This window comes from Saonia sp., from assembly GCF_056326165.1.
Map to the genome: position 1 here is coordinate 72,170 of NZ_JBWFBN010000011.1, position 25,664 is coordinate 97,833.

Sequence of the window (25,664 nt, forward strand, 5' to 3'; positions counted from 1 at the left end):
ACTTATCTACCTTGAACCATAGCAGTTAAATTCTCCAATGCTTTTGCATAGTAGTCATTGTATCTTTTTATGTTTTCTTCGGTGGGGCTCTCCAATACACTCTGTAAGTATGGCATATCAGAAAATTTAAACACATCATTGCTCAAATCCTTGGATTGCATCATTGTTTTGAGCTTTCCTAACTTTTGCTCGGTAGTTGTCTGTTGTTCAAATCCATATTGCTGCATCAGAAGCTGTTGCATAGTTTTGGATTTTGTAGTTTTTATATTATTATCCACCGTGACGGTCTCAACATCAAAATAAGTAGGTTGATATGCCGGATTTGCTACTATCAAAGCATCTTGCATACGATTCATAACCTGCTGCATATTGGACACTACATTAACTAAATCATTGGTGTTTATTCCAACTGCCGTATTTATATAAGAAAACAGGTCGTTACCAAAATACTCGTCCCAGGCTACACCAATGATTCGTTTATAGTCGTTTGTTCGCATATTTTGTGGTGAAACTGCAATGCCCATACCATCTAAATTACCAGAAGGTAAAATATAATCTCCCTTATTAACAGTACCTAGAACTTTTACAGGTACCTGACCTAAGAAAGCTACTTGCTTATATTGGCTTACTTCCTTCTCTTTGGGCATTGCTCCAGATACAATGGGGTTTTTAGAAATAACCATGAAACGGTCGGCATCTACAAAACTTTTGGATATCTCACCAGCCCTCAACCCTACAATTTCTCCATAAGTAAATGTTTCCTTAGCATCATACTTTTTCAACCATTCCGCATAATCAGCACCTCCAGACTCAAAGGCCACCCCAACATTAGCCTCATTATACCATATATATAAGGATATCTGTACACCCTGAATGAATAAGGTAAAAGCTGCATCCACAGCATCATCACAATCACCCGCAATACCAACACCTGCAATACAAGCACCTAGGTTAATTCCAAAACTGGCCGATGATTGTATTAAATCTAAATATTCCAAAAGTAGATTCAGTGAGTAATCATTATTCAAGTACACACTAAAAGCACTTGGTGCCTCTGCAGGTGGAGCCGTGTCATCATCATCTTGATCCTTGGCTTCATCCTCTGTAGGTTCATTATCAACAATAACATCTAAAATAAAATTTTGACTAACATCAGTATAGGCCTGAAATCCTTCTATTCTACCAATTGGCTCACCTTCACCATTCCAAAAGGACATAAAATTACGCTCTCGGCTGGGCACGGCATCGTTCAATTGAATGGCCATGCCGTTTGCACTACCTTGCAATCTCAAGGGGTATGCATCAATATCCGATTGGTTGGTTTCCGAAACTTGGGCCGTAATTGTTACCCTATTATTAAAATCTGATGCACCATCCGCTGTCAGTGTTTGCAAACGAGTATCCTGTTCCACAAAGACATCCCCTGAAAATCGGGAAATACTTTGGTTATTGACATTAAGATCACTGTTCAAATGGGTAACCCCATCCGCTACAAGATTCCTATGCCTAACATAAGGCAAATAAGTCAGGGATTGCACACTGAACTCCACAAAATTGGTCCCCGCATCCATATCGATATCCACTCTTAAGGTCTTGGGGCCATCCCAATCAATGGTAGTAAAAGCCCCTAAGCTTTCAGAAGTAGGTTGGCCCTGTCCTATTGTAAGATTTATGGTTCCGTATGGGTCCGTTTGGGTTTCTTGGGTCTCTTGGTATTCCAAATTGCCAGAAGCGTCCAATATGGTAAAACGAATACTTATTGGGCGGTCCGGTATGTTGTTGGACGGAATGTCCACACCCGGAATTTCATTTGGGTTGTTATCGACCAATACCGCTTGATAGGTAATACCTTCAGTTTGTGCTATTCCGATATAAAGGGTGAAAAGGCTAAAAATGGTGAATATGTATATTTTTTTCATGATATGGTTGTTAAAAAGAACAGTTACATCCTGGTAATTGTATAATGATGCCCATTCCAAAATTATGGTTAGAAATATTTAATTTTTCATTATCGTTCGGGTTGGAATTCATCAAGGAAAAACTCCTTCCGTATTGATATTGGACAAATAATGCTGCTTTGTTGGACATGGGGTACTCTACCCCCAGCCCCAATCTTGGCACCACTATTAAGTTGTCAAATTCATCTTCTCTTGTTAAATCAAATACTTGGTTGTTCAAGGTTTGCGTTCCACGCAACAAATACTCCATAGAGGCACTTAGCTTGGCAAAAAAGACAAAGTCCCTGGATCTGGCAAAATTGTACCAAAGCCCTGTCTGTAAACCCAAATAAGTAAGGTCCCATTCATAGTAATTATCCAATAGCTCATCACTTCCCAAAGCGCTATAGTTGGCAAAAACACCTCCAGCCATAATATGTATTTTATCTCCTGGAAGTTGAAAGGCATAACCGGCACTCATATAGGTGTTACTGCCCTTTTGTAAGTTTTCCAATGATCCTCCAGCCGAGTTTCTGTATTCAAAAGAGGATATGGTCTGTCCAACATCAGAATACAATATTTGTCCATAAGACATGGCAGACAACATACAAATGGCTAAATATAGATACTTGGTCATTTTTATTGCTTTATAAGTTGTCTGATACTATGTTGTTGACCCACCTGAAGCTTAAAAAAGTAGACTCCATGTGACAAGTTCTCCAAGGGTACCGTTATTTGTGTATTATTTTCACGGACTTGGTGCAGAATCAATCTGCCGGTCATGTCAAATAAGAACACATCCACATTTTCGTCCTCTGTATTTTCAAGATTCACCACAACTCCATTGGTAAACGAATTTGGATATACAATCATTTCCAGCTCGTTGGGATTGTTCCCAATGACACCTGGTCTAAGAACCTGCAAAAATCCTTGGCGTAAGGTTTTATTTTCTGTTGCAAATGTATTAATGACACTGGTTTGCCCAATACTTTGCTGTAAAAAGTAATTGCCTTGTGTAGAGGTAACCATTTTACTATTCCCACTTATTGCTAAAGCCTGTCGCACTAAGACTTGGGAATGCCCATAAAATGAAAGCAACAGTAATAAGAGTAAAAAATTCTTCATTATAATTGATTGGTTTTAAAGGTTCAACACTACCAAATTACTTATGATGTGGGGTTGAACCTAATTTTGTCCATGGACAAAGTATGGACAAAATTGATGGGCTGTGCGTTTGGACCCTATGGACAAGTACTTTATATGAAAAAGAATGAGATTTATAAAATTCTACAAATCAATTACTTAAATATGCGCATAAAGAGGAAGATGGTGTAAAGTCATGGACAGCTCAATAAAACACTGTAAAAAACAGCCGGCATCAAGTTGTTGAACCCAACCTGAGCGGCCAGCTGCCATTTCATACATTACAAAACAGTAAATTGAAGCTGATTCTTGATTTTAAAATGGCTTTATTGTTTGCTGCCTTCCCAAGTGCCCTCCATATCCCTTCCGGCATCTATCCAGGTACCCGTAGCTTCGTCATTTTCTTTTAATTGGCCTACAAACTCACGGTCTTCCGTATTGCCCAAAGTGGCAGACAGAGTACCATTATCAGTGACTTTTCCAGAGATATTTTGGGAGTCTTGGGTATATGCCGAAGTTGCTGTTCCAGAAACATTACCATTGGCATCCACATTTACTGTCCAAATTCCTCGATCATCTCCTGAATAAGTTCCGTTCCAGGTTCCCGTTAAATTGGAATCAATATCAGTACCTTGCTCATCTTTTGAACAGGACGTAATTACTATTGCAAAAATCAGTATTGCTATATAAATTGGTTTTTTCATCGGTTTTATTTTTAGATTTATGTTTTTTAACTATATGTATTCTTTAAAATAACAGCCGATATCAAGTTGTTGAATCATAACTTATGATACCGACCGTATGAATTTAAATTAATTAATTACGTATGGGCCATCTGCAGCTCCATACAAATCGTTTCGAACAAAAAATGTTTTACCATCAGTGCCAAAATAAAGTAGTTTTAAATCTTCGTTACCCAAAGTAATCTTACAACCTGCACCAACAGCATCTAATGCCCATGTGCTTTTATCGTAATCTCTAAAATCCCTTTTCTCAGTCCATTTACGAGTTATATCTGTACCTGTTGTTTCAGAACCTACCAAAGGAACTCTTGTCCATCTATCAACAATATAGTCCTCATAGGCGTACTTATTTCCTGCTCCCCTTTCAATATAAATATGACGGTATTTATAGATGTTATGAACAATAACACCACCAAAATAATTTTCTTGCTCTGTAGTTTTCGTATATCCTAAATAGGCAGCACCACCAAAACCTACACTTGCAAACGGGAAGCTTTCTCCCGAACCAAGACTTGCGTTATGCACCTCATTAGTGTTAAAGGGGCCGTAATATTGTATGCCAATATAGGAGTTGGGAATAGTATTGCTGTTTCCTGCATAAGGTGCTGGGTCAAATTTAAATATCACAAACTCTAAACTTTCTTTATCATACAGCCAAATTTCGCCAGGTATATAAAGTAAACCTGCACTCACAGCATCGTATTGTATGACCCCCAAAGGAGCATTAGCATCTTTTATTGAAAATTTTTGTGAAATAGCTCCCGTATTACCATTAAAGCAAACATATTCCGTACCAGCACCATTAAAGAGTATTGAGTTAGAGCCAGCCACTGCCGTTGCTGCTCCTATACCATCATCAAAGAGTTCAACAAGATTACTATAGCCTTGTGGAGGAAGAACCCCCTTTAAATCACACTCCACAATTTCCATTTCAGTCGAAATATTAACTCCTACTTGTTTTGATGGGTCTGCTAATGAGTATATTTCATAGGAAAGAGGTAGTGCTGTTCTTATGTCTGTACTTGCTGCCAACATATTTGCCAAAGCTTCTACATTTGTCTCACCTAAACTTGCAAATGTATTTTGAGAATCACCGCCGTAAGCAATCACCTTTACCTTTAGGTTTTCCATCTTCTTCATTGTATCAACTTCAAGATTACCTTCTATATCATTTTTAAAACCGTCATACGAAGCAGATATTTGCGTGTTCATTTCCTCCAATGAAGAGGTAGATTCTATCAACATATAGAAAATTCTACCATAGGTCACCTTTTTAATATAGGTTGCAGGATTATCTGCTTGAATATACTTGTCTAAATCTTCAGGTGTAACACTTTCATCAAAAACATCATCATAGCTTGTTGGAAAGTCATAACTGATATCATAGTAAGATTGATTCAATTTTACCAGTACTCTATTATATGTGCTTTCAGTGCTAAATGATAACTTACCTTCTGCCTTAATACCATATCCTTCGTAAGAAAGTCCCATTTTTAGTGCAAGCTGTTCTTCAGAAAACACATTTTCATAGGTTAAAACGAAATTTGACGGAACAACGCCACTACTACCGGAGATAATATTGTTCATTGCCTGTCTCACTTGAGACTCGCTCATTTCATCCAAGTCTTGGGATGCTTTTAAATTTCCATCGTTTAAATTGTACGAAATGCTACCGCCAGCTCTTTTCAATGGTATTGCTTGTGGCTTTACATTATTTATGGTCTTGCCTTGTAGTAGGGCACCTGGGTAAATTTCAGATGCTACTCCGCCCAAAGTCTGAAATTCTCCTGTACCATCTGTAACACTAACCGTTCTTGATTTACATATATATCTTAAGGTTTCTGTCTCCGAACCAGTGTCTGTTATATAGTCCTCTGGATATTCTTCTCCTTCTTCAAGGGTTTCTTCGGTTCTAGACTGGGGCACTTCTTGGAATTCCCCTCCTTGGCCGATTACAGAGTCAAAAGTGAGGTTTGTACCTACTGGTGGATTGTCGTCATCAATGATTCCAGTATCATTTTCATCTTTGCTACAGGCTGTTAGTACCATACAAACAACTGTTAGCAGCATAAATCTTTTTAAAATTACTTTACTTGTTTTCATAAATTTTGTGGTTTTAAAGGTTCAACACCCCAAAACTATCTTCAAGTCAAGCCCTTACCTAATATTGTCCATGGACAAAACATGGACAATTATTATATAAATCGATGAAATACACCATGGACAGGCTAAATCCTTGTTTTTATAAAAAACACGTAACTTATTGTTTTACAGTTAATTAATTTTATTTTTATTCAATGTTGACTCCAAAAAAGTATGGACAAAGTATGGACAAGCCCTTTTTGACATTTTTTATGGTTTATCTTAGTAAAAAACCTAACAAACCATGAAAAAAAGAACTCTTTTCTTAGTTTTTATTCTTTTTTACTTTTTTACTGCGCTTCTCAATGCACAAAATCAAAAAAAAGTTGATAGTCTACTTAACATATATGAAGTCACCGAAAAAATAGAAATAAGAGTGGAGCTTCTGGATGATATCATAGACCTTTTAATATATAATGACTCAGAGAAGGCAAAGAGCTATATTTCTTTAATGAGAAAAATATCAAACGACGCAAACTACCCACATGGTAAACTTAGAGGAGATTTTAACCTTGGTTACCATCATTTTAATCTACAACAAATGGATTCTGCAAAGTTTTATTTCAATAAAACATTAAAGCAATCCGAACAAAACAAAGATGATTCTTTTATAAGAAGTACGCTTAAAAACCTCTCCATACTATATGCGCATGAAGGAGATTATAAAACAGCCATAATTTTAATGGACAGTGTTGCAAAAATTAATTTAGTAGATAAAGATTATTTGCGGTACGGATCTGCATTAAGCGATAGTGGTGTTCATTATTATGAACTTGGAAATTATCCTAAAGCTATGGAATTCTATAAAAAAGCACTTGAAACGTATGATACTTTACAAATAACAACTTACCATAAAGCAGATTTATATCGTAACCTAGGCAAATTACACAATGTACAGGACAACTATGAAAAATCAATTGATTATTTTGATAACGCTGCTAAAGTCTACAAAGAGTTAGAGGATAATATGTTTTTGGCCAATACCCTTTCCGACATTGGTAATGTCTATTCCTCCATGAATGAGCATGACAATTCTCTAAAAAAATACAAAGAAGGTCTCCAAGTTGCTTTGTCAAATAATTTTCCATCAGCAGCAATAATAGCATACGGTAATATTGGAAGTGAATATATAGCGATGAAAGATTATAAGACAGCAATAGAATATCTAGAAAAAAGTATGGCATTAGGCGAAAACACTTCAGCTGACAACAATTTAGCAAATGACCTTTCTCACCTTGGTCTCGCATATTCCATGACCGGAAAATATAATAAGGGCATTGAGCTGTTAAATAGAGCTGTTAAACTATCTGATTCAATAGGAGTTTCCAATGAATTACAAAACACTCTAAAAAACAGAGCTATGGCTCATGAAAAAAATGGAGCACTAAGCCAAGCTATTCAGGATTTAAAACGCTCAAGATTAATAAGCGACAGCATTTTTTCAATCACAAAAACAAGGCAAATAAATGAGTTGCAAACCATATATGAAACCGAAAAGAAAGAAGCTGAAATCGCTGTAAAAACAGAAGAAATTAAAACTCTGAATGAAAAAGCCAAGGTAGACAAATTGACCAAAGGGCTCTATGCAGGGGGTATGTTCACTTTCTTGGCTGTTTCCGGTCTTTTGTATTTTGGGTTTAAACAACGGATGAAAAAGAACCGCATTGCCCGTGAAAAGCAGGAGGAAATTTACAAACAAGAAATTGAACATAAAAGAAAAGAGTTAGCTAGCCAGACACTGCATTTAGTACAAAAAAATACTTTTATCCAAGAGCTTATGGAGAACTTGGAACATATAAAGAACTCTCCAGAGAAGTTTAAAATGGAGTTTAGACGTATTGTTATGCTCTTAAAGAAGGAGAATGCATCTGACAAGGACTGGGAAGTCTTTAAAACTTACTTCTCAGAAGTACACAATGATTTTGACCAAAAGCTAAAAACCCTATATTCTGATATTTCTGAAAAAGAGATTCGTTTGGCGGCCTTTCTTAGAATGAACCTTACCACCAAGGAAATTGCAGCTACACTAAATGTGTTACCAGACAGTATTCTAAAATCCAAATACCGTCTTAAAAAGAAATTGGGATTGGATAAAGAAATTGATTTAAACCAATTTTTAAACGCATTATGAAAAAAACGATATACATATCAATCATAGCTATTGTATGCATACAATTGAATGTCCATTCACAGTCATTTACCAATATAGATAGTCTTTTAAATGAAGTTAAACTGTCAAAAAAAGATACCAATCATATAGATATCCTTTCCAAGGTTTGGAAATATTATCTCGATAACGATACAGACAAATCAATGAATTATGCTAATCAAATATTGGAACTTTCCAATCAATTGAATTATTCAAAAGGCATAGGGCTTGGTCATTTATATCGAGGTGCTATTTACTCACAATTAAGTGAATTTGACAAATCATCATACGAGTTAAAAAAAGCATCTAAAGTATTTGAAGAAAATGACTTTAAAAAGGAAGAAGTTTTAGCTACTAGCAATATTGCAAGGGACTATTTCTATCAATCAAAATATGATAGCGCAGTTTATTACAACAAGTTGGCTGAAAAAGTTCTGATTTCAATTGGAGATTCCTTAAAACTTGGTTCTTCTTATTTGTTAAATAGCTCTATCTATTTGGAACAAGGCTATTTTCAACTTTCGCTTAAGTATGGATTGAAATCTGCTGAAATTTTTAAAAAGCATAAGGATGAGGTTGGGTATGCAAAAGGATGCTATATAGTAGCGTGTGTTCATGAATCCTTAGATAATAGAAGTGAGGCACTAGAATACTATTATGAATGTATTCCAATTTTTCAGGAATACAATTCCGATTATACTTTAGCGCTAGCGCATGAGGGTTTAAGCATTTTGTATTCCAAAGAGCCTGTTCAAAAAGATAGTGCAGAAGTAAATATTAAAAAAGCTATTTATTTAGCTCAAAAAATGAAAGATTCCATTCTATTGACCACAGCTTTGAACGAATATGGAAGGATTCAGTTTATTACTAAAGACTATAATGCTGCGGAGAAAACTTATCTCAATAGCCTCAAAATTGCGGAGAAAATTAATTCTGAATTTAGCAAACAAATTGTTTTGCTTGATTTATCTGAGTTAAAATTAGAAAAAAGAGACTATGATTCATCTATAAATTATTCGAATCAAGCACTAGAATTAAGCAAAAATATTAGTATTGAAGTAGGGATAAACAGAAGTTATGAGAATTTATATAAAGCCTATAAGGGTAAAGGTGAAACATCAAAAGCACTAGCTTATCTTGAACTTTTTAAAATCCAAAATGACAGCATTTATGGCAGGGAAACGAAAAATAAGGTAAATGAATTGCAGACTATTTACAAAACGGAACAAAAAGAAGCAGAAATAGCCTTACAAGAAGAGGAAATCAATACACTAAACGAAAAAGCAAAGGTAGACAAACTCACCAAAGGTTTATTTGCCGGGGGTATGGCCTCTGCCCTAGCCTTATTTGGACTTTCTGTTTTTGGCTATCGCCAACGGATCAAAAAGAACCGCATTGCCCGTGAAAAGCAGGAGGAAATCTACAAACAAGAAATTGAACATAAACAAAAGGAATTGACCAGTCAAACCTTGCATTTAGTCCAGAAGAACACCTTCATTCAGGAACTGATGGAAAATCTGGAGAGCATAAAAAACTCTCCTGAGAAATTTAAAATGGAGTTTAGACGCATTGTGATGCTATTAAAAAAAGAAAATGCTTCCGATAAAGATTGGGAAGTATTTAAAACCTATTTCGCCGATGTGCATAATGATTTTGACCAAAAGTTGAAAACACTGTACGCAGATATATCCGAAAAAGAGATTCGCTTGGCGGCATTTTTACGAATGAACCTTACCACCAAGGAAATTGCAGCCACCTTAAATGTATTGCCTGATAGTATTCTAAAATCTAAATACCGACTTAAAAAGAAATTGGAGCTGGATAAGAATGTGGATTTAAACCAATTTTTAAATACATTATAGTCTAGTTCCCTTCATTGCCATTGATTATTCCTTGTATTTGCATTTTCATCAGCTAATTCTTCATATAAGTTATCAGCTTCAGAATCTGAAGTGCATGCTACCAATGAAGTCAAGGCAAATCCTAAAACGAACAAATAGATGATTTTTTTCATTTTTATAGTTTTTAAATTCATTCTAAAAATAATTGTTTTTTTTGAGTTGAAGATTTTACAAGTAATTTTTTGTTACAATATGCACTAAAAAAAACTAATCAACAAAAGTTGGTCTAACTGTAATTGTCATTTCGAAGGAATGAAATGACTGAGAAATCTAAACAGCGATATATTTTACCATTGAGATTTCTCCTATAAGTCGAAATGACATTTTAAAGTTATCCACCGTATCTTTGTACAGTGGAAAAAGATTCCCGCATACGCGAGAATGACAATATGAAAGCAATGGACAAAAAAATCATTCTTTTTGACGGTGTTTGCAATCTGTGCAATAGCTCTGTACAATTTGTCATAAAAAGGGACAAAAAAGATGTCTTTCGTTACGCTGCCCTGCAGGGAGAAACAGGCGAAAGATTGCTAAAAGAACGCAGAATTGATACTTCAGAAATAGATTCCATTATTTTGATTGAACCCGGTGTTGCCTACTTCACCAAATCTGATGCTATTCTAAATATTGTAAAGGAGTTTGGCGGACTATGGAGCTTAACCACTGTATTTACTTGGATTCCTGTAAGATTAAGAAATATCGTATACGATTTTGTCGCCAAGAACAGGTACAAATGGTACGGTAAAAAAGAGGCATGTATGATACCTACACCAGAATTAAAGGCTAAGTTTTTAGACTGACTCACCAAAAGAAACACTTCCCTCAATAGAAGTCATACTTTACACACTATTGGTTTTAAAATACCTATTCCCAAGCTAGGTTTGAACAACTTTAAAACCAAAAAACATGAAAAATCTAATTCTTTTACTCATCCTTTGCCCTCTTTTCGTTTTTGGGAACGATATTAAAATTCCATCCAAAATAAAAGAGGTAACTGTGTACCTAAATAGTGCACAAATTACCCGTTCCGCCAACTATAACATAAAAGCTGGCATCAGCAAGATTGACTTTGTTGGACTTTCACCAAAAATTGATGAAAGCAGTATTCAAATATCAGGTTTGCAGTATGTTTCCATTCTGTCCATGGATTATGATATGGATTACTTAATAAAATCCAAGGACAATCCAGAAATTGAGTCCTTGACAAACATCATTGAAGGCCTGGAAATGGAGATTGCCCTTTTAAAAAACAAGAATGTGGGTTTGGAAGAGGAAGAATTGGTCATTACCGCAAATAGAGCTATAAGCTCTAGGACCCAAGACTTGGATTTGGAAAAAGTAAAGCAGGTAAGTACCTATTACCGTGAACGTATCACCCAAATCAAGAATGAAATCTTTAAGAATAACCTTAAAATAAATGCCATTAAGGCCAATATTAGGGCGCACCAAAATCAAATGGCCGAAATAAACAATGCTCCCGTAAAAGAACAAGGAAAAATATCAATAACATTTGACTCCCCTATCCCAGCCTCCTTGAATTTAATTTTATCATACTCGGTACAAGACGCAGGATGGATTCCCACCTATGACATCAAATCAAAAAAAATAAACGATCCCCTGCAATTAACATACAAAGCACATGTATATCAAAAAACGGGAATGGACTGGGACGATGTGAGGGTAACGCTATCTACAGGCAACCCCAATATAAATATTGCAAAACCAATTGTTGGAACAAAATATTTAAATTTTGTAAACGGTTATCAAAAAAGATATGCGCCAACCTCCAAAAAACAAGGATATGCCTATAATCCCATGATAAAACAAGTTACTGGAATGGTTACTGATGAATCTGGATTACCACTACCTGGATGCAATGTTGTTGTAAAAGGCACAACAAATGGCACCACAACGGATTTTGACGGTCAATACTCCATTGAAGTTGCCGAAGGACAAGAATTAGAGTTTTCTTATTTTGGTTTTAGCAGCAAGCAATTACCTATTTATTCCTCTATCATGAACATTCGCTTGGATGAAGATGTACAAATGCTTGAAGAAGTGGTTGTTACTGCCTATGGATCCAGTAGTAGGTCAGATATAACTGGAGCAGTAAGTACCGTAAGTTCTGAACAAATTGTACAAGGTAGAGCAGCTGGAATCTCTGTAAGAGGCCCATCCTCCTCTTACAGAACAAAATCACCAGAACCAAAACTTCCTCTTTATATTGTTGATGGTATTCCCATGGATGGTTTTATGGAAGGGGACTTGGATGAAAATGAAATTCAACACATAGAAGTTTTAAAAGGTGAAAGCGCATCTGCACTGTACGGAAACAAGGGAAATAATGGTGTAGTGGTCATTACCACTAAAAAAAGTAATGCCAGCGATAGTATGACCAGTACGGAATTCAAAATTAAAAAAACCTACTCCATTGCATCGGATGGGGATATTACTGCCATAGAGATCAATACGCATCAATTGAATGCCAAATACGAATACTTTGCTGCGCCTGTTCTCAATGAAAATGTATTTCTTACCGCCATGTTCAACGATTGGGAGCAGTTTAACCTATTGCCAGGTGAGGCCAACCTGTACTTTGAAGGTGGCTATGCAGGAAAAACCGCCATAGACCCATACACTACTACTAAAGAAATGATTGTTTCCCTCGGCATAGACCCCAACATAACTGTGGAAAGAAAACAGAACAAGAACTTTAAGAGCAAATCTTTTACCAGCGGCACAAGAATTTTGGACAGAACCTATGATTTGGAAGTGAAAAACAACAAAAACATTACTATTGACCTAAAATTGATGGACAGAATTCCATTATCACAGAATAAGGAAATTAAAGTAGATGATATTGAGACATACAATGCGGAATATGATAAGAAGAAGGGACTTCTAACATGGAAAATGAAGTTAACTAGTAAAGAAACCCAAAAAGAATCCTTTTCTTTTCAAGTGAAATATCCAAAGTATAGGAATATTTCTCTTTAAAACAATTGTATTAAATCGTTCTTAATCCACTAGTTTTGCATACACTAATTAGGGTTCATTAAACCATAATGAACCCTAAAACAGTATCAGATGAATAAAATATCTCATTGGATCTATGATTTTTTGGCCAGTAAGGGCTTGTCCGAAGAATGGGCAGCATATATAAACATGTTTGTTTTACTATTGGCAACCCTATTGACCATGTTTGTATTGGATTTTTTAGTTAGGAAAATCATCATAGGTATTTTTAACCGGCTATCCATTGCGTCCAAAACCAACTTTGACAATTTATTGGTCAAAAACAAGGTGCCAAGGAACATAGCGCATATTTTTCCAATTCTTTTGGCCTATAAGGCAATTCCCAATATATTTCGCGATTTTCCTATAGCGGAAAATGTTATTTTAAAGGGAATAGAGGTATTTGGTATTGTTCTTTTTCTTTGGGTTATCAAGAGTGTGCTGAATACGTTTAAAGACTACCTTAAAACGTTTCCAAGCCTTAAGGATAAGCCTATAGATAGTTATATCCAGGTCTTTATGATTTTCTCGTGGGCCATTGGTATGTTTTATGCCTTCTCAATAGTTACAGGTATAGAGTTATGGAAGTTCTTAACTGCATTAGGTACGGCCTCAGCGGTAATTATACTGATTTTTCGTGATACCATATTGGGATTCGTGGCCAGTATACAGGTTTCTATCAATGATATGGTACGCATTGGTGACTGGATTACTTTTGACAAATATGGTGCAGATGGAGATGTTATTGAAATAAACCTAGCTACAGTAAAGGTTCAAAATTTTGACAAGACCATTACTACCATACCAACCTATGCCATGATTTCCGATTCGTTCAGAAACTGGAGAGGAATGACCAATTCCGAAGGGCGGCGTATAAAGAGGGCTTTGTTAATTAAACAGGAAAGTATAAAATTTCTTAGTCAAGATGACATCAATGAACTTGGAAAAATTAGCTTAATAGCCAAGTATCTGGATAAAAAACAAGTAGATATCAATCAGTACAATGAACAAAACACTATTGATAAAAATTTGATGGTGAACGGAAGAAACCTGACCAATATTGGTGTTTTCAGAAAGTATATTGATGCCTATTTAAATCAGCATTCAGGAATTAACAAGGAAATGATGATTATGGTTAGGCAACTTGCCCCTACTACACAAGGTTTGCCGATAGAAGTCTATGCCTTTAGTAGTGATAAGCGTTGGGAAAACTATGAATATATTATGGCGGATATTTTTGACCATCTTTTGGCCTCTATCCCTTATTTTTATCTTGAGGGCTTTGAATTGCCCAGTAGCACCAATTTTAAATTGAAATAACACAGGGCGAATCGCAGGAAATTACTGTTTTAAATTCTTCAGGATAAAATCAAGGTCGGCATTGGAGTTTAAGTTCTCTTTAAATGCCAAATTTTGATGTGTAATTTCCTTTGCTAGTCCCAAATTTTTTAAATAATTGATATGGTCTTCGTATTCCAATGTCACCTTGCCAGACAGCAATACATCCATATCCCCGTCTTTTCTGTACCTCTTATAAATTTTTCTCAACCCACTTAAATACAATCTATCTTTAGTAAACCCCCCACCCCTATGCGCACGCAATGTAATGGAAAAAGCATCATTTCTATTGAGTTTGTACTGATTATGGATTAAATCGAACGTATCTGAAAAACTATAACCTTTAATTAAACTATCAGATGCCAGAACCCTGTAAGACAACTCTTTAAGTCTTTTTAATGTTAAGGCTCCACTCATGTATTCACTAAAAACAGCTAAACCTTCTTGGGTCTCTACATTTTTGGGGAATCCGTTTGAAAAAATCTTTAGGGGTTGCTCCAATCCATTGTAGGTGGTCACCATGTGCACCCCTATTTCATGGTTAACCAAGGTCAATAATTGGTTCTTACTGAACTTGACATTCTTCTTAAGCAAAAGGGTCTGTGAGCTGTTGCTCACCATAGCATCTGCAGCAATATGTATGGAGAACTTTATTTTTAAGGGAAAATCGTATTGCTTTACAAAGTCCTCAAAATAAGCTTTGGCCTCTTCTGATGTAAAAACGGTCTCCATGTCCGTTGTTGGGGCTTCATCCGCATAATGCAGAATGTATTTGGCATTTTGCACATCTTTCTCCGTGGGGGTGCCATAGACCCTAAGCGAATTAAAATAGAACTTTTTACCCTCTCCAATGCTTTCTATGCACTGAATCATATTGCTGTAGTAATAGATAACGTCTTGGTAGAGTTCTCTTATGTAATCGTCTGTAATGCGCTCCAAACGCTGTGAAAAGAACAGTCTATGGAGTTTATAGGGGTCAAACTTTAACTTTGGGTACTTAAAACTTGGGTTTTCTGAGTACTTGGATGCGAAAAACTTGTGCTTTTCCTTTTCACTGTTCAAAGGATTTACATGTGTCAGCAATTCAATACGCCTAACCAATCGATCAAGATTGGCGTCGATTTCAAATAAATCTGAATATGTGTGACGGACTTCTTGTGCTTCTTTTTCTGAAATCATACTATGGAACTGTGGAATTCTTCTACCTGCAAAGGTATAAGTTCTTTTAATTGTTCTTCTACGGCACGTACAACTTCTGGAAAAATAACACCAGTCTCTTCATCGCAATAAACCTTTGAAATTTCTGTAGCCAAAACTAAAGTGTTCTTAAAATTCTGAGTTATGTACTTTAAAAAATACCCATTTCCCTGAAAAGTATCATTGATTTTTGATGTTGATTCAATTTCATTTGGAAACATCATTTTTCCAAGTTTTTCACTCCATGATTTTGCAATTTTCCCAAACCTTTCATTGTCAATATTAGCCGTTCCTAAATTCCAAGTGGGTACGGGCTTTGTCCACCTTTTCCAATTGTAGCTGTGCATATCAAAAACAATGACTTTACCATGTAATTCTTCCAGTTTTTGGACCAAGGCATGTACGACTTTGTAAAAATTGGTATGTTGTAGCATACTGGTCACTTTCTCTTCTTGGGGTAGTTTTTTCTTCCATAGTGGTTTCCCCCAAGCATCGTCATATATAGCACTTTCAGGTGTTCTGTTTAAATCGTATACGAAACGACTATCGCAGCCAGCTATGACAATTGGGTGTGTTTGCACCATTTCTTTGGTGCAAGGGTCCTCTTCATACCAACGCTCATGCTCTGTATGGGTGCAATTTCCCCAAAGTGATTTTCTAAACTGATGTCCGTCATGTACAGCTCCACATATGTAGGGTATGTAAGCCTTAATTTTAAGGGTAAATGAGTAGTCGTCCGCAACTGCTTCGAAATGCTGTTGCGATTCTATTTTTTTAATGATTTCTTGTATGGAAAGCCTATGCATTTTCTACTTCACTACGTAATCTAGAACGTCTATCAAAAGCATTCAGCTTGGCTATTACCTTGCTTTCAACAAAGTCTATAACTTTTGATTGAATTTTGGTTTTGTACACCTTGTTCATATAAGAAATTCCACCTGGCGACATTACGTTTACTTCAACCAGTTTTCCGCCGATAACATCCAATCCAACAAAGAAGAGACCGTCTTTAACCAACTTTGGTCCTATTTGTTTACACAAAGCCTTTTCTTCTTTGGTCATATTATGTTTTGCAACAGAACCACCTGCGGAAACATTAGAACGATGGTCATCTGATCCAGGAATACGCCTCATAGCGCCAATAGGTTCGCCATTAAGTAATAAAATACGAACATCTCCTTGGTCCGCACCTTCAATGTATTCTTGAAGTATTACATAATTAGAGCTTCCATCTGAGTTAGTTACATAAAAATCTAATAATGATTTTATATTGGACATCGCTGACTTTTCAATCAATATCACCCCAGAACCCCCGTACCCGTTCAATGGCTTTAATATCATTTTATCAGCAGTGGAATCTTTAATCTGGTTAATGAGATAGTTCTTGTTTTTAGAAACATGGGTAGCTGGAATGATGTTACTATGAGAATCCCCAAATGCCGCTGTATACAATTTATTATTTGCTTCTCGCAATCCTTGCAACGAATTCATAATAAATACATCATCTTTTACTGAATCCAAAAAGTTAAGCATAATGGGGTCCAATGGCGGGTTGGCGCGCATAAAAATCACATCAAAACCCGCTAGCGGCAGCATTTCTTCTCGTAGTTTTGCTTGTTTATAAAAGGATTTCATGCTATTAGGAACCTTCTCCATCCTATTAACAACTGTGCAAAAGGCATTGGTTACACTATTTCTGATTGTTAAATTCATTGGGCTGCAAATAGCCACTCCATGATTGCGCTTTACACATTCATGTATCAATGTTAAACTTGTGTCATTTTCGGGATCTATATCTTCCCACGGGTACATTAAAAAACAAATATTCATCTTCTGTTTGTTTACCATTATTTTACTTCATCCAAATGGTCATCCCAATTTTTTACATTTGGTTTCCCTAATTTCCCGACGGATTTTGCAACAACCATAGAAACCGTTGCATCACCTGTAATGTTTACTACCGTCCTAAACATATCCAACGGTCTGTCCACGGCAAATATAAGTGCCAATCCTATAGCTAGTTTTTCTGCAGGGAAGCCAACAGCTTCTAACACAATGACCAGCATAACCATTCCAGCTCCAGGAACCGCTGCGGTACCAATTGATGCCAACAGAGCAGTTAAAACAATTACAAGTTGATCGCTCAAGGTCAAATCAAACCCTAAGGCTTGTGAAATAAACACAGCCGCAACTCCTTGATACAAGCTTGTGCCGTCCATATTAATTGTTGCTCCTACTGGTAAGACGAAACTGGATACTTCCTTATCCACTCCTATATGCTCCTCTACCCTTTCCATAGTTACTGGTAAGGTAGCGGCGCTGGAGCTGGTTGAAAAAGCTAGTAATTGCGCTGGGCTTATTTGTTTTAAAAACCAAAATGGGTTCTTTTTAGTTGCCGTAGAAACTACAATGCAGTAAAAGACTATCATTAAGAAAAGACCTAATACAACCACTCCTGCATATTTTAGCAAGGCAAGCAACAGTTCGGAGTCACCAGATGAAACTATGACATTTGCTAGTAATGCGAAGACTGCATAAGGTGCGGTTAGCATAATTAAATCCACCATCTTTAATACAACATCATTAAGCGAGTCAAAAAACTTTTTTAGTGGTTTTGCTTTTTTCTCCCCAATCAACAGCATAGAAATGCCCATGAAAATGGTAAAGAAAATTACCTGAAGCATCATTTTATTATTGGTCATAGCGGCCAAAGCGTTATCTGGTACCATGTCCTCTAAAAACTTAAGTGGGCCAGCACTTTTTTGTCGCGCGGCCTCTTCCATTTTTGAAACAACCCCACTATCATTTGCATAGGTTTCCGTAAGCTTAGCAATGGTCTCTTCAGAAATACCTTCTCCAGGCTGTAATACGTTTACAAGCAAAAGACCTAATACAATAGCAACAATGGTTGTGCATATATAGATGATAATAGTTCTAAGTCCAATGTTTCTAAACTTGGAAATATCTTTTAAGTCCGATATTCCCTTAATCAGCGAAGCAAGTATTAGAGGGATGGCTATAAGTTTTAATAGCTTAACAAATATGGTCCCAAAAGGCTTTATCCAATCAAGAACAAAATCTTTTCCCCATCCAATTTGAGTCATTGCATAACCAAATACAATCCCAAGAAGCATTCCTATTAGAATCTTCCAATGCAGTTCCAATTTCTTCATATACCTATTTTAGGATAGAAAGATACTATTTTGGAGTGAAAAGCCCTAAATGAACTATTATAATTTATTTGTTCTTTGCAGTAAAGTGAAATCTGCCAAAACCAAAGCAGCCATTGCCTCTACAATAGGCACCGCTCTTGGAACAACACATGGGTCATGCCTTCCTTTTCCTTGGGTTTTTACAATATTACCCTCTTTATCAATGGTTTCGTAGGCTTGGATAACAGTAGCAACCGGTTTAAAAGCAATGTCAAAGTATATATCCATTCCATTACTTATACCACCTTGAATGCCTCCACTATAGTTTGTTTTTGTAGAACCATCAGGATTAAATTGGTCGTTGTGCTCACTACCCTTCATGCTTACGCCAGCAAAACCACTACCATATTCAAATCCCTTTACAGCATTGATGGACAACATGGCTTTTCCTAAATCGGCATGCAATTTATCAAAAACAGGCTCTCCCAATCCTATAGGAACATTTTGAAGTACACAAGTAATAACTCCGCCAACCGTATCGCCCTCTTTCTTAATTCCCTTTATATACTCCTCCATTTTGGAAGCCGTTGCAGCATCTGGACAACGTACTGGATTAGATTCCGTTAAAGACAAATCTAGTTGGGTATAGTTTTTATCCAGTTTCAAGGCGCCTACTTGAGAAACAAAGGCGTTTATTTTAATATTCTTTAGAAACTGCTTAGCAATAGCCCCAGCTACTACCCTACTTGCTGTTTCTCTTGCAGAGCTACGTCCGCCACCTCTATAATCTCTAAAACCATATTTTTGATCATAGGTATAATCGGCATGTGATGGCCTGTACGAATCTTTGATATGTCCGTAATCTTTAGATTTTTGATTGGTGTTGTGTATAGCAAAGCCTATTGGTGTCCCTGTGGTCTTCCCTTCAAAAAGTCCTGAGTAAAATTCAACCGTGTCGGGTTCTTTTCTTTGTGTAACAATTGCGGACTGACCAGGTTTTCTACGGTTCAAATCCAATTGTATCGCATCCAAATCCAATTCCAAACCAGCAGGACATCCATCTAACACACCACCAATTGCCACTCCGTGCGATTCACCAAAAGTGGTAAGTTTAAAAAGATTTCCGAAAGAATTTCCTGCCATTAATTTGTATTTGTGTCAAAGGTAATTTTTAAATTATTGCAAACCAAAATTACGCCTTTCTTAATATTGGCTTAACATACATCAATCTACATGATGATTACTTAACCATATGCTTATCAATATTTGATTTCAACTTCATGATAAATTTATACCCATAGGTTTATTTTGTAAAAAATATATCTGTTGAGGAAAAGAAAATTAGAGGTAGCCGTAATATCCGATGTGCATTTAGGCACCTATGGTTGTCATGCAGATGAACTCATAGCCTATCTAAACAGTATAAAGCCCAATAAATTGATATTAAATGGAGACATAATAGACATTTGGCAGTTTAGCAAGCGTTACTTTCCTCCTTCGCATTTAAAAGCATTGAAGAAAGTCATTGGGATGGCTTCTAATGGTACTGAAGTATATTACATAACAGGTAACCATGACGAAATGCTTAGGAAGTTTACTGACACATCCATGGGGAACTTTAAAATTGTCAATAAGCTTACCATGAATCTAGATGGGAAAAGAGCATGGTTCTTCCATGGTGATGTGTTTGATGTTTCCATTCAAAATGCAAAATGGTTGGCTAAGCTAGGCGGATATGGATATGATTTGTTAATCCTTATCAACCGAGTAGTGAATTGGGCACTCTCAAAATTGGGAAGAGAAAAGTACTCCCTGTCCAAGAAAATAAAGAACGGGGTGAAAAGTGCCTTAAAGTACATAAGTGATTTTGAAAAAACTGCAGCAGATTTAGCTATTGAGAATGGGTATGATTATGTTATTTGCGGACACATACACCAACCAAAAAAAGAAATTTACGAGAACAGAAATGGCAGCTGTACCTATCTAAATTCCGGTGATTGGGTGGAAAACCTAACTGCACTAGAATACTCCTTTAAACGCTGGAAAATATATAGATACAACCATGACAAATTGCTTCCCTTCTTTGTTGATGATGATTTAAAAAACCTAGATATACAGGACCTTATTTCTGCTATCACCAAAGAACCCACAAACATAAAAGAAAAGGAAAAGGAAAAGGAAAAGGAAGGTGATGCAGCTTTTGATTAAAGCAAAGCCTCTTTAAAAATTGTAATAGGATGTTGGGCGATACGCTTAGTCCCGTCGTAAATTTGATGCCTACAACTTGTTCCATTGGCAGCTATAACTACACCTTCATCACTTTTACGTACAGCCGGAAACAATTTTAATTCCCCTACCTGCATGCTTACCTCATAATGTTCCTTTTCATACCCAAAAGAACCTGCCATACCACAACAACCCGAAGAAATAATTGAAACCGAGTAATTCTCTGGTAGATTCAGCATATCAAAAGTTACTTTTTGATTGGACAGTGCCTTTTGATGACAGTGATTGTGAATTTTTACGATTTTTGACTCTTTCGTAAAGCAATCTGATGTTATCTTTCCTTTTTCTATTTCTGAAGCAAAAAATTCTTCAATTAAAAAAGAATGCTTTGCAATCTTATTTACCACTTCAACATCCCCGACCAATCTTTTGTATTCATCCCTAAAAGTTAAAATAGCACTTGGTTCCAAACCAAGAATGGGATACCCCTGGTCAGCTAATTGGCTTAATTTTACAACATTCTTTTCAGCTAATTTTTTAGCTTGCTTTAAAAACCCTTTGGAAAGATATGTTCTACCGCTTTCAGCATAAAAAAGCTCTACATTGTAACCTAATTTCACTAATACCTCTATGGCATCTTTACCTAATTCCACATCCATGTACTGGGTAAATTCATCAATATATAGAATTACTTTATTGTTATTTTTATTTATTTGATTATTAGATTTTTGTAAGTATTTATCAAAATTAAAACTTGAAACAAAAGGAAGGGTTCTTTCAACGGCTACACCGCTAGACTTTTTTATAAAACTACCAACGCCTTTTGATCTATATACCGCATTAACAAGCCCAGCTATTTTACTATTTATTCTATTAATCTTGGTGTTATGAGCAAACAATTTACTTCTAAAAGAATACCCATTTGATTCTTGATATTGATATAAAAATTCTGCCTTCAATGTTGCTACATCTACATTGCTAGGGCATTCACTAGAGCATGCTTTGCAACTAAGGCATAAATCAAACACCTCTTTTAATTCTGGTTGGTTGAATTTATTTGCATTTTCGGAAGTGGTTAAAAATTCCCTCAACGCATTTGCTCTACCCCTAGTTGTGTCCTTTTCATTCTTGGTAGCATGATAACTTGGGCACATTGCGCCAGACATATGGTGGGTCTTACGACAATCACCACTGCCATTACATTTTTCCGCAGCTTTAAGAATTCCTTCGCTATCCGAAAAATCCATAAGAGTATCAATCGTGGGCTCCTCCCTATCAATTGCATACCTAAGAGACTCATCCATAGGAAAAGCGTTCACAATCTTTCCTGGATTAAAAATGTTATTAGGATCAAAGTAAGATTTAATGCGTTTTAGAAGCTCATAATTCTCATCTCCTATCATTAACGGAATAAATTCTGCTCGTACAATACCATCTCCATGCTCTCCACTAAAAGAACCTCTGTACTTTTTTGTCAACTTGGCAACATCCGTAGTGATAGCTCTAAACAAGCCGACATCATCACTCTTCTTTAAATTTAAAATAGGCCTCAAATGCAGTTCGCCAGCACCAGCGTGGGCATAATAAACAGCTTGTTGGTCATACCCTTTCATTATCTGCGAAAACTCACCTATAAAATCTTTCAAATCAACTAAAGCCACTGCCGTGTCCTCAATGCAAGCAACAGCTTTTCTATCGCCTACCATGTTCCCTAAAAGACCAAGGCCAGCTTTTCTAAGTTCAATTGCCTTATTAATGTCCGCGCCTTTAAGAATAGGGTTTGCATAGCTAAGACCAGAATCGCCTATGCTTTTTAATAAATCATTTAACTGTTTTTGCAAGTCTTTTTCAGAATCCGCCTTCACTTCCAACATTAACAAGCCAGCGGGGTCACCTTCAACAAAAAAACGATTAGCCAATTGAGCCCTGTTATTTTTGGTGCAATCCAAAATAACCTTGTCCATCATTTCACAGGTGTGCAAGCTATGCTCCATCACAGGGACAACATCACTTAAACAATCCTCTAAAGTTTTATAGTGGGTAACCACCATTGCCGAAAGTTTAGGGGGCAAGTCATCCAATTGCAATGTAATTTCAGTTGAAAAAGCCAATGTTCCCTCACTACCACTTAGTAAATCACAAAGGTTAATTTCTCCACTTTCATCACTAAAAATATCATTTTTTAACAGCTCATCTACGGCATAACCTGTATTTCTTCTATGAATTTCAGGTTTGGGAAATTCTTTGAAAATATTTTTTTGTATTTCTTTATTTGATAGTTCTTTATGTATGCTATCATAAATAGTTCCTTCAAGAGATTGGAGGTTCGTTTTTTTATTAAACTCAGCCTTTGATAGTGATTTAAACTCCACCTCGCTGCCATCGGACAAGATAGTTTTTAAAGCAACTAGCTTATCTCTTGTTACCCCATATTGAATGGATGTGGTTCCAGAAGAATTATTACCAACCATGCCCCCAATCATACATCTATTAGATGTAGAAGTATTAGGTCCAAAAAATAGTCCATGTGGGGCCAAATATTGATTTAGCTCATCCCTAATTACTCCTGGTTGAACTTTAACTTGCTTTTTATTTACATCTAAATCAATGATTCTGGTCAAATGTTTGGACACGTCTACAACAATGCCATCACCGACACATTGTCCTGCCAGAGAAGTGCCAGCTGTTCTAGGAATAAGCCCAACCTTATGTTTGTTGGCAAAATGTATAAGTTTTTTTATGTCGTTTGTTGTCCTTGGATAAGAAACGGCAACAGGTGTTTTTCTATACACAGAGGCATCTGTAGCATACAATGTAGTGGATAAATCATCGGCCAACAACTCGCCTTCTAATTCCTTTTCTAAACTTTTTAATAAATATTTATCCAACTTGGAACAATTTTTGGACACAAATTTAAGTTTTTATTGTCTCAGACATAAAACAAAATACTGATATTTACTAATTAAAACAGAAACTATGAAAATTGTAAAAGTATTTACCTTCTTTCTTTTTTTAACCGCTGCATCTGTTGGTGCGCAAGAAATCTCTGACCATGCGCTAGGTCTACGTATGGGAGATAGTGATGGTTTTGGTGCGGAAATTTCGTATCAAAAATCTATTGGTCGTTACAACCGATTGGAAGTTGACCTTGGATGGAGAGACCATCGTGATTTTGATGCATTTAAACTAGCTGGAGTCTACCAATGGGTACATGCCCTAGACGGTAACTTTAATTGGTTCTATGGTGTTGGTGGGGGACTTGGAAATGTTGATTTCTCTACTCCTGCAGAGGATGGCCTTTTTATATTTGGTGCAGGAGATATTGGAGTCGAATATAATTTTGATATACCATTGTTAATTTCTCTTGATTTTAGACCAGAAATTGGCCTTGTAGGGTATGATGGATTTGATGATGGATTTGATTTTGACATAGCCTTGGGAATTCGGTATCAATTTTAACAAAATATATACTCTTTAAAAAAAGCCGTTGACTTCTATCAACGGCTTTTTTTATTATTCCTATATAAGTACCTTTACATCTTAATAAAATAAATAATGAGAAAGTTTGTATTATTTTTTAGTGCCATAACAGTGCTTATGGCATGTAATAGCACTCCTGAAGGTTTTTCAATTGATGGTACTTTAACAGGAGAGCTGGAAGAAGGCACTATGGTGTATTTAAAAAAATCCGAAGGAAACAAACCACCTATTGATATTGATACTGCCACCGTAGAGAATGGAAAATTCCTGTTTACCGGAGGGATACAAGAATCACCAGAGGTACATTATATAGCTATTGACAAACTAAGAGGGTTTATACCTGTTATTTTAGAAAATGGAGAGATTGTATTAGAAGCGCAAAAGGACAGTATTGCATTTGCAAAAATAAAAGGGACTTTACAAAATGACATTTTTGCTGATTATCTGGAAAGCTCTAGAGCAATGTCTGGCAGAGTGGTATCTATGCAAAACGATATGAGAAATGCTCAATCTGCCAGAGACACAGCCACTATGATTTCTTTACGTGATGAGTATTTTGAATTACAGGAAGAAGCAAAGAATTTTGAACTTGATTTTATTAAAAACAACCCCAATGCATTAATAACCGCCTTATTAATAGACAAAGCTTTAGGTGCAAAAGCCTTGCCAGAAGATGAATTAAGAGAAATGTATGAAGCCTTATCACCAGAAATTAAAGCCACAGGTGTTGGTAAATCTCTGATGGATAAATTAAAAAAAAGTGAAACTACCACTATAGGTGCCGTAGCTCCAAACTTCTCTGCTCCTACCCCTGAGGGTGAGAAACTTGCGTTACACGATGTTTTGGGTAAAGTGACTATTATTGACTTTTGGGCAGCTTGGTGCAAACCATGCAGGGCAGAAAATCCAAATGTTGTAAATGTTTATAATAAATACCATGAAAAAGGCTTAAACATTCTTGGTGTTTCCTTAGATAGAAAAGCGGAAGATTGGATTAAGGCCATTAACGATGATGGTCTGGTGTGGAATCATGTTTCCAATGTAAATTATTTTGATGAAATAGCTGCATTGTATAATGTCAATGCAATTCCAGCGACTTTTATATTAGACGAAAACGGTGTAATCATTGCTAGGGATTTACGAGGCCCAGCTTTGGAAGAAAAAATGGCTGAGCTTTTACAGTAAAAACATCATAAATAAACAAAAAGCCCGAAACTAAATAGTCTCGGGCTTTTTTATTT

Annotated in this window: 20 protein-coding genes; 8 read left to right on the top strand and 12 right to left on the bottom strand. The window is 36.2% G+C overall.

The window, feature by feature from the left end; genetic code table 11:
* Positions 1 to 2: 2 nt before the first annotated feature.
* From AC000W_RS11025 to AC000W_RS11045, 5 genes are all read right to left on the bottom strand, one after another.
* Positions 3 to 1,919: a hypothetical protein gene (locus AC000W_RS11025; RefSeq protein WP_474748310.1), complete on the bottom strand. Its 1,917-nt coding sequence runs from the start codon at positions 1,917 to 1,919 to the stop codon at positions 3 to 5.
* Positions 1,920 to 1,929: 10 nt separating this feature from the next.
* Positions 1,930 to 2,574, bottom strand: a complete 645-nt coding sequence (locus AC000W_RS11030; RefSeq protein ID WP_474748312.1) for an outer membrane beta-barrel protein — start codon at positions 2,572 to 2,574, stop codon at positions 1,930 to 1,932.
* A gap of 2 nt (positions 2,575 to 2,576) precedes the next feature.
* Positions 2,577 to 3,062, bottom strand: a complete 486-nt coding sequence (locus AC000W_RS11035) for a T9SS type A sorting domain-containing protein (protein ID WP_474748313.1) — start codon at positions 3,060 to 3,062, stop codon at positions 2,577 to 2,579.
* A 344-nt stretch (positions 3,063 to 3,406) separates the two neighbouring features.
* Positions 3,407 to 3,784, bottom strand: coding sequence for a hypothetical protein (locus AC000W_RS11040; RefSeq protein ID WP_474748314.1), 378 nt, complete (start codon positions 3,782 to 3,784; stop codon positions 3,407 to 3,409).
* A gap of 108 nt (positions 3,785 to 3,892) precedes the next feature.
* Positions 3,893 to 5,926 (bottom strand): thiol-activated cytolysin family protein, encoded by a 2,034-nt coding sequence (locus AC000W_RS11045; protein ID WP_474748316.1) that lies wholly within the window; start codon positions 5,924 to 5,926, stop codon positions 3,893 to 3,895.
* 283 nt (positions 5,927 to 6,209) lie between these two features.
* On the opposite strand from AC000W_RS11045, the gene AC000W_RS11050 reads away from it, so the two are divergent.
* On the top strand, positions 6,210 to 8,096 hold the full coding sequence (locus AC000W_RS11050; protein ID WP_474748318.1) for a tetratricopeptide repeat protein: 1,887 nt from the start codon (positions 6,210 to 6,212) through the stop codon (positions 8,094 to 8,096).
* The gene (locus AC000W_RS11055; protein WP_474748319.1) at positions 8,093 to 9,976 is read left to right on the top strand and encodes a hypothetical protein; all 1,884 of its coding nucleotides are present in this window, start codon (positions 8,093 to 8,095) and stop codon (positions 9,974 to 9,976) included. The genes AC000W_RS11050 and AC000W_RS11055 overlap by 4 nt, the downstream gene beginning before the upstream one ends.
* 11 nt (positions 9,977 to 9,987) lie before the next feature.
* Here the strand turns inward: AC000W_RS11055 and AC000W_RS11060 are convergent, their stop codons facing one another.
* Positions 9,988 to 10,128, bottom strand: a complete 141-nt coding sequence (locus AC000W_RS11060) for a hypothetical protein (RefSeq protein WP_474748320.1) — start codon at positions 10,126 to 10,128, stop codon at positions 9,988 to 9,990.
* 276 nt (positions 10,129 to 10,404) lie between these two features.
* Here AC000W_RS11060 and AC000W_RS11065 point away from each other — a divergent pair, with 276 nt between their 5' ends.
* From AC000W_RS11065 to AC000W_RS11075, 3 genes are all read left to right on the top strand, one after another.
* Entirely contained in the window at positions 10,405 to 10,815 is a 411-nt protein-coding gene (locus AC000W_RS11065) for a thiol-disulfide oxidoreductase DCC family protein (protein ID WP_474748370.1), read from the top strand.
* A 106-nt stretch (positions 10,816 to 10,921) separates the two neighbouring features.
* Positions 10,922 to 13,012 carry a mucoidy inhibitor MuiA family protein gene (locus AC000W_RS11070; RefSeq protein ID WP_474748322.1) on the top strand — a complete coding sequence of 697 codons (2,091 nt, stop codon included), beginning with the start codon at positions 10,922 to 10,924 and terminating at the stop codon, positions 13,010 to 13,012.
* A gap of 90 nt (positions 13,013 to 13,102) precedes the next feature.
* On the top strand, positions 13,103 to 14,350 hold the full coding sequence (locus tag AC000W_RS11075) for a mechanosensitive ion channel family protein (protein WP_474748323.1): 1,248 nt from the start codon (positions 13,103 to 13,105) through the stop codon (positions 14,348 to 14,350).
* Between the two features lie 21 nt (positions 14,351 to 14,371).
* Here the strand turns inward: AC000W_RS11075 and AC000W_RS11080 are convergent, their stop codons facing one another.
* Genes AC000W_RS11080 through aroC form a run of 5 tightly spaced genes read right to left on the bottom strand, consistent with a single transcriptional unit; the run spans position 14,372 to position 19,860 of the window.
* Positions 14,372 to 15,547, bottom strand: coding sequence for a flavohemoglobin expression-modulating QEGLA motif protein (locus tag AC000W_RS11080; protein WP_474748325.1), 1,176 nt, complete (start codon positions 15,545 to 15,547; stop codon positions 14,372 to 14,374).
* Entirely contained in the window at positions 15,544 to 16,371 is an 828-nt protein-coding gene (locus tag AC000W_RS11085) for an N-formylglutamate amidohydrolase (RefSeq protein WP_474748326.1), read from the bottom strand. Before AC000W_RS11085 ends, AC000W_RS11080 begins: the two co-directional genes overlap by 4 nt.
* Complete coding sequence (gene gshB, locus AC000W_RS11090) at positions 16,364 to 17,395, bottom strand: glutathione synthase (protein ID WP_474748328.1); 1,032 nt, start codon at positions 17,393 to 17,395, stop codon at positions 16,364 to 16,366. Before gshB ends, AC000W_RS11085 begins: the two co-directional genes overlap by 8 nt.
* Positions 17,396 to 17,412: 17 nt before the next feature.
* The gene (locus AC000W_RS11095) at positions 17,413 to 18,738 is read right to left on the bottom strand and encodes a dicarboxylate/amino acid:cation symporter (protein WP_474748329.1); all 1,326 of its coding nucleotides are present in this window, start codon (positions 18,736 to 18,738) and stop codon (positions 17,413 to 17,415) included.
* 57 nt (positions 18,739 to 18,795) lie between these two features.
* On the bottom strand, positions 18,796 to 19,860 hold the full coding sequence (aroC, locus tag AC000W_RS11100; RefSeq protein WP_474748330.1) for a chorismate synthase: 1,065 nt from the start codon (positions 19,858 to 19,860) through the stop codon (positions 18,796 to 18,798).
* Positions 19,861 to 20,043: 183 nt separating this feature from the next.
* Here aroC and AC000W_RS11105 point away from each other — a divergent pair, with 183 nt between their 5' ends.
* Positions 20,044 to 20,925, top strand: coding sequence for a UDP-2,3-diacylglucosamine diphosphatase (locus AC000W_RS11105; RefSeq protein ID WP_474748332.1), 882 nt, complete (start codon positions 20,044 to 20,046; stop codon positions 20,923 to 20,925).
* On the opposite strand, the gene AC000W_RS11110 is transcribed toward AC000W_RS11105, so the two are convergent.
* Positions 20,922 to 23,831 (bottom strand): FAD-binding and (Fe-S)-binding domain-containing protein, encoded by a 2,910-nt coding sequence (locus AC000W_RS11110; protein ID WP_474748372.1) that lies wholly within the window; start codon positions 23,829 to 23,831, stop codon positions 20,922 to 20,924. The genes AC000W_RS11105 and AC000W_RS11110 overlap by 4 nt on opposite strands.
* Positions 23,832 to 23,919: 88 nt before the next feature.
* On the opposite strand from AC000W_RS11110, the gene AC000W_RS11115 reads away from it, so the two are divergent.
* Complete coding sequence (locus tag AC000W_RS11115) at positions 23,920 to 24,402, top strand: hypothetical protein (RefSeq protein ID WP_474748333.1); 483 nt, start codon at positions 23,920 to 23,922, stop codon at positions 24,400 to 24,402.
* A gap of 96 nt (positions 24,403 to 24,498) precedes the next feature.
* The gene (locus AC000W_RS11120; RefSeq protein WP_474748335.1) at positions 24,499 to 25,608 is read left to right on the top strand and encodes a redoxin domain-containing protein; all 1,110 of its coding nucleotides are present in this window, start codon (positions 24,499 to 24,501) and stop codon (positions 25,606 to 25,608) included.
* Positions 25,609 to 25,664 lie beyond the last annotated feature (56 nt).

Excerpts from the sequence above, each read along its gene's own strand:
- AC000W_RS11025 (WP_474748310.1), bottom strand. The coding sequence starts at position 1,919 with ATGAAAAAAATATACATATTCACCATTTTTAGCCTTTTCACCCTTTAT.
- AC000W_RS11030 (WP_474748312.1), bottom strand. The coding sequence starts at position 2,574 with ATGACCAAGTATCTATATTTAGCCATTTGTATGTTGTCTGCCATGTCT.
- AC000W_RS11035 (WP_474748313.1), bottom strand. The coding sequence starts at position 3,062 with ATGAAGAATTTTTTACTCTTATTACTGTTGCTTTCATTTTATGGGCAT.
- AC000W_RS11040 (WP_474748314.1), bottom strand. The coding sequence starts at position 3,784 with ATGAAAAAACCAATTTATATAGCAATACTGATTTTTGCAATAGTAATT.
- AC000W_RS11045 (WP_474748316.1), bottom strand. The coding sequence starts at position 5,926 with ATGAAAACAAGTAAAGTAATTTTAAAAAGATTTATGCTGCTAACAGTT.
- AC000W_RS11050 (WP_474748318.1), top strand. The coding sequence starts at position 6,210 with ATGAAAAAAAGAACTCTTTTCTTAGTTTTTATTCTTTTTTACTTTTTT.
- AC000W_RS11055 (WP_474748319.1), top strand. The coding sequence starts at position 8,093 with ATGAAAAAAACGATATACATATCAATCATAGCTATTGTATGCATACAA.
- AC000W_RS11060 (WP_474748320.1), bottom strand. The coding sequence starts at position 10,128 with ATGAAAAAAATCATCTATTTGTTCGTTTTAGGATTTGCCTTGACTTCA.
- AC000W_RS11065 (WP_474748370.1), top strand. The coding sequence starts at position 10,405 with ATGAAAGCAATGGACAAAAAAATCATTCTTTTTGACGGTGTTTGCAAT.
- AC000W_RS11070 (WP_474748322.1), top strand. The coding sequence starts at position 10,922 with ATGAAAAATCTAATTCTTTTACTCATCCTTTGCCCTCTTTTCGTTTTT.
- AC000W_RS11075 (WP_474748323.1), top strand. The coding sequence starts at position 13,103 with ATGAATAAAATATCTCATTGGATCTATGATTTTTTGGCCAGTAAGGGC.
- AC000W_RS11080 (WP_474748325.1), bottom strand. The coding sequence starts at position 15,547 with ATGATTTCAGAAAAAGAAGCACAAGAAGTCCGTCACACATATTCAGAT.
- AC000W_RS11085 (WP_474748326.1), bottom strand. The coding sequence starts at position 16,371 with ATGCATAGGCTTTCCATACAAGAAATCATTAAAAAAATAGAATCGCAA.
- gshB (WP_474748328.1), bottom strand. The coding sequence starts at position 17,395 with ATGAATATTTGTTTTTTAATGTACCCGTGGGAAGATATAGATCCCGAA.
- AC000W_RS11095 (WP_474748329.1), bottom strand. The coding sequence starts at position 18,738 with ATGAAGAAATTGGAACTGCATTGGAAGATTCTAATAGGAATGCTTCTT.
- aroC (WP_474748330.1), bottom strand. The coding sequence starts at position 19,860 with ATGGCAGGAAATTCTTTCGGAAATCTTTTTAAACTTACCACTTTTGGT.
- AC000W_RS11115 (WP_474748333.1), top strand. The coding sequence starts at position 23,920 with ATGAAAATTGTAAAAGTATTTACCTTCTTTCTTTTTTTAACCGCTGCA.
- AC000W_RS11120 (WP_474748335.1), top strand. The coding sequence starts at position 24,499 with ATGAGAAAGTTTGTATTATTTTTTAGTGCCATAACAGTGCTTATGGCA.